Origin of the sequence: Neisseria mucosa, assembly GCA_003028315.1 — a bacterium.
Lineage (GTDB): Bacteria > Pseudomonadota > Gammaproteobacteria > Burkholderiales > Neisseriaceae > Neisseria > Neisseria mucosa.
This window is the reverse complement of the sequence record CP028150.1, coordinates 986,972-999,246: the sequence shown is the minus strand read 5'-3', so window position 1 is coordinate 999,246 and position 12,275 is coordinate 986,972. Positions and strand designations below refer to the sequence as shown.

Annotated in this window: 10 protein-coding genes and 2 pseudogenes; 9 read left to right on the top strand and 3 right to left on the bottom strand. The window is 51.9% G+C overall.

Annotated elements, in window-relative coordinates; genetic code table 11:
• Window positions 1-256 precede the first annotated feature (256 nt).
• Window positions 257-1,885, bottom strand: a complete 1,629-nt coding sequence (locus NM96_04890; GenBank protein ID AVR78763.1) for an ABC-F family ATPase — start codon at window positions 1,883-1,885, stop codon at window positions 257-259.
• Between the two features lie 99 nt (window positions 1,886-1,984).
• Here NM96_04890 and NM96_04885 point away from each other — a divergent pair, with 99 nt between their 5' ends.
• From NM96_04885 to trpD, 5 genes are all read left to right on the top strand, one after another.
• Complete coding sequence (locus tag NM96_04885) at window positions 1,985-2,179, top strand: hypothetical protein (GenBank protein ID AVR78762.1); 195 nt, start codon at window positions 1,985-1,987, stop codon at window positions 2,177-2,179.
• Window positions 2,180-2,201: 22 nt separating this feature from the next.
• On the top strand, window positions 2,202-2,663 hold the full coding sequence (locus tag NM96_04880) for a lipoic acid synthetase (GenBank protein ID AVR78761.1): 462 nt from the start codon (window positions 2,202-2,204) through the stop codon (window positions 2,661-2,663).
• A gap of 150 nt (window positions 2,664-2,813) precedes the next feature.
• Entirely contained in the window at window positions 2,814-3,149 is a 336-nt protein-coding gene (locus NM96_04875) for a hypothetical protein (protein ID AVR78760.1), read from the top strand.
• Between the two features lie 14 nt (window positions 3,150-3,163).
• Window positions 3,164-3,754 (top strand): aminodeoxychorismate/anthranilate synthase component II, encoded by a 591-nt coding sequence (locus NM96_04870; protein AVR78759.1) that lies wholly within the window; start codon window positions 3,164-3,166, stop codon window positions 3,752-3,754.
• Window positions 3,755-3,821: 67 nt separating this feature from the next.
• Entirely contained in the window at window positions 3,822-4,856 is a 1,035-nt protein-coding gene (gene trpD, locus NM96_04865; GenBank protein ID AVR78758.1) for an anthranilate phosphoribosyltransferase, read from the top strand.
• 278 nt (window positions 4,857-5,134) lie between these two features.
• On the opposite strand, the pseudogene NM96_04860 reads toward trpD, so the two are convergent.
• Window positions 5,135-5,284: pseudogene (locus tag NM96_04860) on the bottom strand (transposase).
• A gap of 87 nt (window positions 5,285-5,371) precedes the next feature.
• Between NM96_04860 and NM96_04855 the strand changes: the two are divergent.
• Complete coding sequence (locus tag NM96_04855) at window positions 5,372-6,043, top strand: hypothetical protein (protein AVR78757.1); 672 nt, start codon at window positions 5,372-5,374, stop codon at window positions 6,041-6,043.
• Between the two features lie 20 nt (window positions 6,044-6,063).
• Window positions 6,064-7,119, top strand: coding sequence for an acriflavin resistance protein (locus NM96_04850; protein ID AVR78756.1), 1,056 nt, complete (start codon window positions 6,064-6,066; stop codon window positions 7,117-7,119).
• A 134-nt stretch (window positions 7,120-7,253) separates the two neighbouring features.
• Here NM96_04850 and NM96_04845 read toward each other — a convergent pair.
• Window positions 7,254-7,434: pseudogene (locus NM96_04845) on the bottom strand (hypothetical protein).
• Window positions 7,435-7,452: 18 nt separating this feature from the next.
• Here NM96_04845 and glgX point away from each other — a divergent pair.
• A complete protein-coding gene (glgX, locus tag NM96_04840) occupies window positions 7,453-9,453 on the top strand; it encodes a glycogen debranching enzyme GlgX (protein ID AVR78755.1) in 2,001 nt (666 codons plus the stop codon).
• 204 nt (window positions 9,454-9,657) lie between these two features.
• Window positions 9,658-12,138 carry a glycogen/starch/alpha-glucan phosphorylase gene (locus NM96_04835; GenBank protein AVR78754.1) on the top strand — a complete coding sequence of 827 codons (2,481 nt, stop codon included), beginning with the start codon at window positions 9,658-9,660 and terminating at the stop codon, window positions 12,136-12,138.
• The last annotated feature ends 137 nt before the right edge of the window (window positions 12,139-12,275 follow it).

Below are 12,275 nucleotides of genomic sequence, written 5' to 3'. Positions count from 1 at the left end.
TATGATTTCTCTGATATTTTAGAAATATTGGAAATGGCTGAAACTTCAGAAACTTGGATTAGTTCCTGGCAATAAGATGAATGGCAGCGCAAGTTTGGTAACACGATATATGCCTGCTTATTTCCATCATAGGCAACCGAAGTAGATGCAACTTGTTTAAACATTTTATAAACGGATTTTAAAAAATAAACGTCGTCTGAAAGATACAGTCTTTCAGACGACGTTGGTGTTTCAGACATTGATTAAAACGGCGTAATTAAGCCAAGCCTTTTTTCTCCAGATAGCTTTCGTAATCGCCCAGATAGTGTTCGTAACCGCCCTTGCCGTCCAGCTCGATAATCTGGGTGGCGAGCGAGGAGACGAATTGGCGATCGTGCGACACGAAAATCAGCGTGCCGTTGTATTTCTCCAGCGCCATGTTCAGCGATTCGATGCTTTCCATGTCCATGTGGTTGGTGGGTTCGTCCATAATCAGCACATTGGGTTTCAGCAACAGGAGTTTGCCGTAGAGCATACGGCCTTTTTCACCGCCGGAGAGAACCTGCACTTTTTTCACCACGTCGTTGCTGCCGAAGAGCAAACGCCCCAAAGTGCCGCGGATGACCTGTTCGTCGTCGCCTTCTTGGCCCCATTGGCGCATCCATTCGCTCAGGTTCATATCGACATCGAAGTCGTTTTCATGGTCTTGAGGGTAATAGCCGACGTTGGCTTTTTCCGCCCATTTGATGGTGCCTGCGTCGGGGGTGAGGCCGTCTGAATATTCGGGGTTGAACGCGCCGGCAAGGAGTTTCAGCAGGGTGGATTTACCCGCGCCGTTGGGGCCAATGATGGCGAGGCGCTGGCCGGCTTCGAGGATGAAGCTCAGTTTTTTAAACAACTGGGTTTCAAAGCGTTTGGCCAGATTTTCTACTTCCACCGCCTGACGGTGCAGCTTGGCTTTTTCATCGGCTTCAAAGCGGATATACGGGTTTTGGCGGGTAGAAGGTTTGACTTCGACCATCTCGGCTTTGATTTTGTCTGCCTGTTTCAGACGGCTGGTTGCCTGACGGGCTTTGGATTTGTTGGCGGAGAAGCGGGCGACGAACTCTTGCAGCTCTTGTAGTTTCTCTTTTGCCTTGGCGTTGTCTTTCAGGGCGCGTTCGCGCGATTGGGCGGAGGCGAGCATGTAGTCGTCGTAGTTGCCCGGATAAATGGTGATGGTGTTGTAGTCCAAATCCGCCATGTGGGTGCAGACTTCGTTCAAGAAGTGACGGTCGTGCGAGATGATAATCATGGTGGAGTCGTATTGGTTCAACACGCCCTCCAGCCAGCGGATGGTATTGATGTCCAAGTTGTTGGTCGGCTCGTCAAGCAAGAGAACATCAGGTTTGGAGAACAGGGCTTGCGCCAGCAATACGCGCAGCTTGAAGCCCGGGGCGACTTCCGCCATGGTCGCATTGTGCAAATCTTCGGAAATGCCCACGCCGCTCAACAGTTCGGCGGCGCGTGCTTCGGCGGTGTAGCCGTCGTATTCGGCGAACTTGGCTTCCAGTTCGGCGGCTTTCATGTAATCGTCTTCGGTGGCTTCGGGGTTGGCGTAAATCGCATCACGTTCGGTCATCGCCGCCCACATTTCGGTGTGCCCCATCATCACCACGTCCAGCACGCGCATGTCTTCGTAGGCAAACTGGTCTTGGCGCAGCTTACCCAAGCGTACGCCGTTTTCAATCGCCACTTCGCCCGCAGTCTGTTCCAAATCGCCGCCGAGGATTTTCATGAAGGTGGATTTGCCCGAACCGTTCGCGCCGATCAAGCCGTAGCGGTTGCCTTCGCCGAACTTGACGGATACGTTTTCAAACAGCGGCTTCGCGCCGAACTGCATGGTAATGCCGTTGGTAGAAATCATTATTGGTAAAACCTTTATAAATATAGATAAACAGGGTGTTATAATCGCCGGCGATTGTAGCATATTTTGTATAGGTCGTCTGAAACGGGGGCGGAGGAAATGGAAACTGAAAAAATCTATTACGCCGTGATTATTCTGTTGTGTGCCGCATCCATGCTGCTCAGTCCGTTTCTCTACATCCGCCGCACACGTTCAGGCGCAGAATTACGTCACGCACCTCGGCAATGGAAGCCGATTATTATTGCGAATTTGGTGATGATCATTGCTTTGGTGGCATGGTGGATATGGTTTTGATGATTTGATGAAAGGTATAAGAATGAATAAATTGATTTTAAGCACATTACTGCTCGCATTTTCCGTCGTAGCAACGGCATCCCCCGTATTTGAATGTATCGACAAATCAGGGCGTAAAACCTATACGCAGACCGGCGGCAAAAACTGCAAACCGGGCAATATCGGCAGACCTTCGGTTTATACCTCCGCCGCACCGTCCGCACACTCGGCATCAGCAAACGCTGCTTCAGGAAAAGCTCCATCCGAACAAATGCCACCTCCACCAGCCAGCGCAATACCCGGCTCATCTTCAGCGCAAAACGAATTGGCTCAGGCACAGAAAAATCTGGAAGAGGGCAAACAGGTCCGTTATGGCAACGAGCGAAACTACGCCCGCTATCAAGAACGGATTAAAGGTTTGGAGAATCAAGTGAAAGCCGCGCAGGAACGGGTTAATGCGGCAAACAGTATGGGTGGTGAAGGTGAGATGATGCCCGAGTATTGATAGAGAAAAAGATGTCAATAAAAAGGTCGTCTGAAAAACCGTTTCGTTTATTTTCAGACGACCTTTCAATCGGAGGGGCAGGCGCAGCTTTCCGAGTATCGCGGTTAACTGTGCTATTATGTCGATATAAATATTCCGTCCGAAACGCTTATGAACGATGCAGACGATTATTTGGGCAAGATGCCTTTTTTTATTGTATTCCTCGACCCGCTGCACACGGATTTCCACAGCAGCGGCAAGCCTCTGAACGAATACATCGCCCGTCATCCGCTGATGCACGACAAGTTGCACCGCCCCGCTTTTGCCGCCAAAGTGTTGGAAATGGCGGCAAACAGCAGCAATATGCGTGTTTTTGTCCGCAAAGCAGATGCGCTGATTAAGCATCCGCTGCATTATATTGTCCGTAACGGCGTTTTCCGAACCGAAGAGCAGATGTGGGCGTTTATCAATTCGCCCGAAAACATCGCCGCCGTCAAACAACCCTAAAAGGCCGTACCCCCATGCTTTTGTTTATTGATAACTATGACAGTTTCACCTACAACATCGTCCAATATTTTGCCGAACTCGGTCAGGAAGTCGTCGTCCGCCGCAACGACGATATTACGCTCGAAGAAATCGAAGCTTTGAAACCGCAATATCTCGTTATCGGGCCGGGTCCTTGTTCGCCGAAAGAGGCGGGCATTTCGGTCGCTGCCATGCGCCATTTCGCCGGTAAGCTGCCGATTATGGGCGTGTGCCTCGGGCATCAGACGATAGGCGAAGCGTTCGGCGGGGATGTGGTGCGGGCAAAAACGCTGATGCATGGAAAAGTTTCGCCCGTGTTCCATTTGAACAAAGGCATGTTTAAAGATTTGCCCGATCCCATTACCTGCACGCGTTATCACAGCCTTGTCATCGCCCGCGATACGCTGCCCGATTGCTTGGAAGTAACCGCATGGACGGAGGATCAGGAAATCATGGGCGTGCGGCACAAGGAATACGCCATTGAAGGCGTGCAGTTCCACCCCGAAGCCCTGTTGACCGAACACGGACACGATATGTTGAAAAACTTTTTGGAAGAATTTAAAGACTTCCAAGCGTCCGCTGCTTAAACCAAACGTCGTCTGAAAACTTTCAGACGACGTTTGACGTAAAAATACCCGTAAAAAGGATTGAACCATGATTACACCGCAACAAGCCATCGAACGCTTAATCAGCAACAACGAATTGTTTTACGACGAAATGACCGACCTGATGCGCCAGATTATGAGCGGACAGGTGCCGCCCGAACAAATCGCCGCCATCTTGACCGGATTGCGGATTAAAGTCGAGACCGTATCGGAAATCACCGCCGCCGCCGCCGTCATGCGCGAATTTGCCGCCAAAGTGCCGCTGGAAAATTCAGACGACCTCGTCGATATTGTTGGTACGGGCGGGGACGGTGCAAAAACCTTCAATATTTCCACGACTTCCATGTTTGTCGCCGCTGCGGCAGGCGCGAAAGTCGCCAAACACGGCGGGCGCTCTGTTTCTTCGTCCAGCGGCGCGGCAGACGTGATGGAGCAGATGGGCGCGGTGTTGAACATTACACCGGAGCAAGTCGCCGAAAGCATCCGTCAAACAGGCTTGGGCTTTATGTTTGCCCAAAACCACCACAGCGCGATGCGCCACGTCGCGCCCGTGCGCCGTTCGCTCGGGTTTAGAAGCATTTTCAATATCTTGGGCCCGCTGACCAACCCTGCCGGCGCGCCAAACCAGCTCTTGGGCGTGTTCCACATTGATTTATGCGGCATCCTGTCGCGCGTATTGAAACAGCTTGGTTCCAAACACGTTTTGGTCGTGTGCGGCGAAGGCGGTTTGGACGAAATCACGCTGACGGGCAAAACCCGCGTTGCCGAGCTGAAAGACGGAGAAATCCGCGAATACGACATCAGCCCTGCAGATTTCGGCATTGAAATCCGCCGCGATTTGGACGAAATCAAAGTCGTCAACGCGCAAGAGTCTTTGGAAAAAATGGATGAAGTGTTGAGCGGCAAACATGGCGCGGCACGCGACATCGTCCTGCTCAACGCCGCCGCCGCGCTCTATGCCGGCAATGTCGTGCCTTCGTTGGCGGACGGTGTCAAAGCCGCCGAAGCAGCCATCGATTCAGGCAAGGCAAAAGCGAAAAAAGAAGAATTTGTCCGCTTTACGCAGCAATTTGCCAAAGAGTAAGCAAAGGTCGTCTGAAAACGGGAAGCCAGTTTTCAGACGATTTTTTATAGCAACTCTCGAATATTCGGATATTGATAAGGCGTTTATTTATGTTGATGCTTCCCTTCAAATCGTCTGAAACCGTTTTTTCAGACGACCCATATCCTCTTAAATCAGATTTAACTATCGGATTTTAATGATAATTGGGAATGTGGTTGCATTGAAGGCGGGGGCGGTTTGTTATATAGTGAAATAAAAAAACAGACCGGATGATTGAGTCGGGGCGTTTTGCGTGCTTTATATAGTGGATTAACTTTAAACCAGTACGGCGTTGCCTCTCCTTGCCGTACTATCTGTACTGTCTGCGGCTTCGTCGCCTTGTCCTGATTTAAAGTTAATCCACTATAAAATAAGAGTTGGTTGGCATTTGTATCGGGCAGGGTTGGGATGATGCGTTGACGGTTGACGGCAGCGTCCGCAGACAGCCTGATATTTCAGAAGATTTTTGTTTCATTTGGGTCTTGGATATTTGTCCTATGACAACAATACAGGCAGATGAGGTGAAGATAATGAACGGTGTAACCAGTGCGCAATTTATTTCCGCAGGCATTCATTTTTATCCCAGATGCGGCTACAAGCGGCTGTCCGAGCAGGCGATCGCGGAGCATTTGAATTCGAATTTGGAAACGTTCAACAGGATGTTTGCCGATAAAGACGAATTTGTGAAGGCGATGTTGATTGAGTACAGCAATCGGGCTTTGGGGCGGGTGTCGTTCGATTTTGCCCAAAATATCGAAGATACGGAGCGGCTGTATCAGATTGTCTGGCGGCTGGCGGTAACGATACGCGAGCATTTGGCGTGGATACACAGGATGCTGCTGGACAGCGAAGAAGGCGTGGATTTGATTACCAAAGCGTTGAAAAAGCAGCATAAGATGCTTGCCTACGGGATGATCCGGCATATCAAGAAGTGCAACGGTAGGGAGGGTGTGTCGGAATTGGAATTGTTGAATCAGTTTGAGTTCCTCAATGGCGCGGTTATCTCGCCGATGATTATGAACACGCGCTACCGTATGTTGGGGATACTGACCGATGAGATGAACGGGCGGCATGAGGATTTGCTGACCGATTCGTCCATCCACCAAAGGATAGATTGGGCGTTTGCCGCGCTGTTTCCGCATTACCGCTCTAAGGCGCGTCCGTTTTGACGATTAAGGTGTAACGCAACATGAAAAAAGCTGTTATTGCTTCTCTTGCCGTCGCGCTGGCTGCGGGCGGTGTGTGGTATGTCCTTCAAAACCAAAAAGAAACCCTGCCGACATGGATCGCGCAATCCAACGGGCGGCTGGAACTGAACCGCATCGATGTCGCCAGCCTGTATCCGGGGCGGGTGAAGGCGGTACTGGTGGAAGAGGGCGCAGACGTGAAAGAGGGCGATATTCTGGCGGAACTGTCGTCTGAAACCAGCAACAGCCGTTTGGAAGAAGCGCGGGCGGCGGAATTGCGGCAAGAAGAGGCGGTCGGGCGCGCCAAAGCTGCCGAAGCGCAGATGAAACAGACGGTTGCGCGCGCGCAGGCGAATGTGGACGCGAACAGGCAGCAGCTGCGCGTGGCGAAAATGGAGCTGGACAATGCCCGTAAATTGCTTGCCGACCAGCTGGTGTCGCAATCGGAAGTTACCAAGCGTCAGGCAGATTATGAGCGCGCTGTTGCAGCAGTCAAAGCAGCCGAAGCGGCACGGGACGAAGCGCAGGCGACGGTAGCGCAAAGTGCCGCCGCGCAAGCGGAAGCGCGCGCCGGTGTCGAACAGGCGAGGGCGGCAGTCAAATCGGCCACATCCGCCAACGATGATATGAACATCCGCGCGCCGATAGCCGGCAGGGTGGAATACACCATTGCGGAAGCAGGCAACGTGGTCGCGGCGGGTTCGAAAGTGGTCAGCCTGCTTGATCCTGCCGATGTTTCGATGAATATTTTCCTGCCGACCGACAGCATGAGCCGTCTGAAAGTCAATGATGATGCGCGTATCCGTTTGGACGGCATTGACGCGGTGTTCCCCGCCAAAATCAAATTTATCGCGACGGACGCCCAGTTTACGCCCAAGTCGGTGGAAACGGTCGATGAACGCGCGAAGCTGATGTTTAAAGTGAAATTGCAAGTGCCGCGCGAAACGGCGGTGAAATACAACCGCCTGCTGAAAGGCGGGCTGACGGGCAATGGTTTCGTAAAAACCGACGCCAAGGCAGCATGGCCTGCCGAGTTGGCGGTGAGGTTGCCGAATTGATAGCGCTCAAATTCGGACGGCCTCAAGTTAAAACAAAGGTTTATGGCTAAAAGAGGTCGTCTGAAAACGGGATTTTGCTTTTCAGACGACCTCTTTCCATTCAAGCATCACCACTATATAGTGAATTAAATTTAAATCAGGACAAGGCGACGAAGCCGCAGATAGTACAGATAGTACGGAACCGATTCACTTGGTGCTTCAGCACCTTAGAGAATCGTTCTCTTTGAGCTAAGGCGAGGCAATGCCGTACTGGTTTAAAGTTAATCCACTATAAAAAGAACATCTATCCGGAAGCGCAGCCCGAAGCGTCTCCATCAAATCAGGACAAACAAAATGAAAACCAAAACATGGCGCATTGAAGAAGGTGCGCCTTATCCGATGGGCGTGTCGCTGACTGAGGAAGGGGCGAATTTTGCGCTGTTTTCCATCCATGCCGAAAAAGTCGAGCTGTGCCTCTTTGACAAGGGAAAGGAAACCCGTTTGGAAATGCCTTCGCGGCGCGGGTCGGTGTTTTATGGTTTTGTGCCGGAGGTCGGGGCAGGGCAGCGGTATGGTTTTCGTGTTTACGGGCGTGCTGATGCGCCGGGCGGCTCGTGTTTCAATCCGAACAAATTGTTGATTGACCCGTATTCCAAAAAAATCGACGGCAAACCGAGTTATCGGGACGATGAGGAAATGGCGTGGTTCCGTCCGGAAGACAGGCGGGACAATGCGGCGGTGGCACCCAAAAGCGTGGTGGTGGGCGACGATGATTTCGATTGGGGCGACGACCGCCGCCCGAACCATCCGTGGGGCAGGACGATAGTGTACGAAGCCCATGTGAAAGGCTTTACCAAGCAATTCCCCGATTTGGAACACGCGGGAACGTATCAAGCGCTGACCGATCCGCGCGTGGTTGATTATTTGAAAACTTTGGGCGTTACCGCCGTCGAGCTGCTGCCGGTACACCAGCATTTGGACGAATACCACCTGCAAAAAATGGGCTTGAGCAATTATTGGGGCTACAACACTTATTCCCATTTTGCCGTCGAGCCGTCTTATGCCGCCGATGCCGAATGCGCAGCGGAAGAGTTGAAGCAGGCGGTCAAAGCCTTGCATCAAGCAGGTTTGGAAGTGATATTGGATGTCGTGTACAACCATACCGCCGAGCAGGATGAAAAAGGCCCGATGCTTTGCCAGCGCGGCATAGACAATGCTTTGTGGTATTGGCTGAAGCCCGACGGCAGCTATGAAAACTGGTCGGGCTGCGGCAATACGTTGAACATCGTCCGCCGCGACGTAACCCGTTGGGCGGCGGACAGCCTGCGTTATTGGGCGGAAACATTTCATGTGGACGGTTTCCGTTTCGACTTGGGAACGGTATTGGGGCGGGAACCCGATTTTCAGGCTTACGGACGCTTTTTTCAGGTGGTTTACCAAGACCCCGTGTTGGCATGCTGCAAACTGATTGTCGAGGCGTGGGACATCGGCGAAGGAGGCTATCACTTGGGCAATTTCCCGCAGCCTTTTGCTGAGTGGAACGGACGTTTCCGCGACGATATGCGCGCGTTTTGGGTGTGGGAAAGCGGCAATTTGGGCGCGTTTGCCGAACGTCTGGCGGGGTCGTCTGATATTTTCAACCACAGCGGCCGTCATCCTTCCGCCAGCATCAATTTCATCACCGCACACGATGGTTTTACGCTGCGCGATTTGGTCAGCTACAACGAAAAACACAACCATGCCAACGGCGAAGACAACCGCGACGGGCATAACGAAAACATCAGCTACAACCACGGCATCGAGGGCGAAACCGAAGATGCGGCAATTTTGGAAGACCGCTCCTACACCGTCAAAGCCTTGCTTGCTTCGCTGTTCCTTGCCAACGGCACGCCCATGCTGCTGGCGGGTGACGAGTTCGGCAACAGCCAACAGGGGAACAACAATAGTTATTGTCAGGACAACCCGATTACTTGGCTGGATTGGCAGCAGGCGGACGAAGCGTTGCAAGGCTATACGCGCGATTTAATCCGCCTGCGCCAAGAAATCAAATTATTGGGCGATGATGTCTGGTGGAAACAAGAGCGCGTCCGCTGGCTCAATATTCAAGGCGAACCGATGAGCGAGCTTTGTTGGCACAACCGCGGCGCAAAAGCCATGCAGATCGTTTTGGATGATGAATGGCTGCTGTTGATCAACGCCAAACGTAGTCAACAAATATTTAACCTGCCTCAAGGAAGTTGGCAGATTTCTTGCGTACCATCCGAGAAGTTTAATTACAATGCAGACGGCAAGCTGACAGTCGAACATATGGGTATTTGGATTTTGCAGCGTAAGAATACATCGCCGAATATATGACATATGTCATTAATAGGATGTTTTTAAAAGAAAACCCTATTATTTACACTGCCTCGGTTATAATGCCGAAGATGAGTAATAAATTTACCTGATTAACTTTGCTTGACGGAACATAAAGGCATACGGCTTTTCAGACGACCTCAGACTGCCAAAAGATACAAATTCCCCGCTTCATCATCCCATCCCCAACAGAGAAAGGCTATCATGGCTAAGAAAAAACAACCCATTTCAGGTTTTGATTATGTCATGCCGAAACCGGATGCCGAAACCATCCGCAAGTCCATCGTCTATAAATTGATTTTCATTTTGGGCGTCGATCCGAAAGAGGCGACCGAACACCAATGGCTCAACGCCGCCATGCTCGCCGCGCGCGACCTGATTGCGGAAGACTTCCTTAAAACCCGCCGCGCCCACATTGACAACGGCAAACGCATGGTTTACTACCTCTCCATGGAATTCCTATTGGGACGCGCCTTCGTCAACGCTTTGATTAACGAAGGCGTGTATGCCGAATTTGAAGAGGCGTTCAAACAATTGGGTAAAGAGTTCGCCGACATCTGCGAACAAGAACAAGACCCCGGTTTGGGCAACGGCGGTTTGGGCCGCTTGGCCGCCTGCTTCCTCGACTCGCTCGCCACCTTGCGCATTCCTGCCATGGGCTACGGCATACGCTATCAATACGGTATGTTCAAACAAGAAATCGTGGACGGCCAGCAGGTCGAAAAACCCGATTTGTGGCTCGACCAAGATTTGGCATGGCAAATCGGCCGTCCGAACAAACAATACGCCGTCAGCTTCGGCGGACAGGTCATCAATATGGGTGACAAAAAAGAATGGCATCCGAGCGAAGAAATTTCCGCGATGGCATACGATGAAATCATTCCCGGCTACGGCGGCGACGTTGCTAATCCGTTGCGCCTGTGGACGGCTCACGCCGGCAACCGCTTCGATTTGGCAGACTTCAACCGCGGCGATTACGCTTCCGCCGTCCGTGCGCAAAACAGCGATGAAAACATCTCGCGCGTCCTCTATCCGAACGACTCCACCGACAGCGGCCGCGAACTGCGCCTGAAACAGGAATATTTCCTGGTTTCCGCATCCGTACAAGACATCGTGGCGCGCCACAAATGCCGTTTCCCCAGCATCAAAAACCTAGCCGATAAAGTCGCCATCCACCTGAACGATACCCACCCCGTGCTGGCGATTCCCGAGCTGATGCGCATCCTGATTGACGAAGAAGGCATTGCATGGACCGAAGCATGGAATATGTGTTGTAAGATTTTCTCTTACACCAACCACACCCTGATGAGTGAAGCCTTGGAAACTTGGCCGGTCGATTTGATGGGGCGCCTGCTGCCGCGCCATTTGGACATCATCTTTGAAATCAACGCCTACTTCTTGAACGCCCTGCGCGCCATCGGCAACTTCGACGACGACTTCGTCCGCCGCGTGTCCATCATCGATGAGAACAACGGCCGCCGTGTCCGCATGGCATGGCTGGCAGTCATCGGTTCGCACAAAGTCAACGGCGTGGCGAAAATCCACTCCGACCTGATGACCACTTCCATCTTCGCCGACTTTGCCAAAGTGTTCCCAGAACGCTTCACCAACGTAACCAACGGCGTAACCCCACGCCGCTGGATCAACATCGCCAACCCCGAGCTGACCCGTTTCCTCGACAAACACTTGGGCGAACAAGACTGGCGCCTGCATTTGGACAATCTGACCAAGCTCAACGAAAAAGTTGACGATGCAAGCGTGCAGGCAGAATTCGGCGCAGTGAAAAAAGCCGCCAAAGAACGCCTCGCCAAATACATCGAAACCGAATTGGGCATCAAGGTTAACACGGACGCGCTGTTTGACATTCAAATCAAACGCATCCACGAATACAAACGTCAGGCGTTGAACGTGATGCACATCGTCGACCGCTACAACAAAATCTTGGAAAACCCAGATTTCGACTGGCAGCCGCGCGTTTTCATCTTTGCCGGTAAAGCCGCATCCGCCTACTACATGGCGAAAAAAATCATCCGCCTGATTAACGACGTAGCGAAAACCATCAACAACGACGAACGCATCCGCGACCTGATTAAAGTCGTCTATATCCCGAATTACAGCGTCAGCCTCGCCCAAATCATCATCCCCGCCGCCGATTTGCACGAACAAATCTCATTGGCAGGCACAGAGGCATCCGGCACCAGCAACATGAAGTTCGCCCTCAATGGTGCGCTCTGTATGGGTACGCTGGACGGCGCGAACGTTGAAATTCTGGAAAAAGTCGGCGCGGACAACTGCTTTATCTTCGGCAACACCGTTGAACAAGTGGAAGAACTCCGCCGCAACGGCTACGACCCGCTGGGCTACATCGAACGCGATCACGACCTGCGCCGCGTCGTCAACCAAATCAGCAGCGGCACGTTCTCCCCCGAAGAGCCGAACCGCTACAACGACGTCCTGCAACCTTACGGCGATTTCTATCAACTGATGGCGGATTTCCGCAGCTACATTGACACGCAATACAAAGCGGACGAACACTACCGCAATGTTGCCGCATGGCGTAGATCCGCGTTGATCAACATCGCCAATATGGGCTTCTTCTCGTCCGACCGTTCCATCGCCGACTACTGCCGCGATATTTGGTACATCAAGCCGCTGACTTTGAAAGAGCTGCCTAAACACCAATAAAGTGGATATCGATTAAGCAGTAAACAGGAACAGCCGATATGGGAAAATATCGGCTGTTTTTTATTGTGTAATATTTTAAGAGAGGCTCATAATATTATTCTTTTCCAGGAGGATAGGTGAGGATAGGTATTTAGATA

Excerpts from the sequence above, each read along its gene's own strand:
- NM96_04890 (AVR78763.1), bottom strand. The coding sequence starts at position 1,885 with ATGATTTCTACCAACGGCATTACCATGCAGTTCGGCGCGAAGCCGCTG.
- NM96_04885 (AVR78762.1), top strand. The coding sequence starts at position 1,985 with ATGGAAACTGAAAAAATCTATTACGCCGTGATTATTCTGTTGTGTGCC.
- NM96_04880 (AVR78761.1), top strand. The coding sequence starts at position 2,202 with ATGAATAAATTGATTTTAAGCACATTACTGCTCGCATTTTCCGTCGTA.
- NM96_04875 (AVR78760.1), top strand. The coding sequence starts at position 2,814 with ATGAACGATGCAGACGATTATTTGGGCAAGATGCCTTTTTTTATTGTA.
- NM96_04870 (AVR78759.1), top strand. The coding sequence starts at position 3,164 with ATGCTTTTGTTTATTGATAACTATGACAGTTTCACCTACAACATCGTC.
- trpD (AVR78758.1), top strand. The coding sequence starts at position 3,822 with ATGATTACACCGCAACAAGCCATCGAACGCTTAATCAGCAACAACGAA.
- NM96_04855 (AVR78757.1), top strand. The coding sequence starts at position 5,372 with ATGACAACAATACAGGCAGATGAGGTGAAGATAATGAACGGTGTAACC.
- NM96_04850 (AVR78756.1), top strand. The coding sequence starts at position 6,064 with ATGAAAAAAGCTGTTATTGCTTCTCTTGCCGTCGCGCTGGCTGCGGGC.
- glgX (AVR78755.1), top strand. The coding sequence starts at position 7,453 with ATGAAAACCAAAACATGGCGCATTGAAGAAGGTGCGCCTTATCCGATG.
- NM96_04835 (AVR78754.1), top strand. The coding sequence starts at position 9,658 with ATGGCTAAGAAAAAACAACCCATTTCAGGTTTTGATTATGTCATGCCG.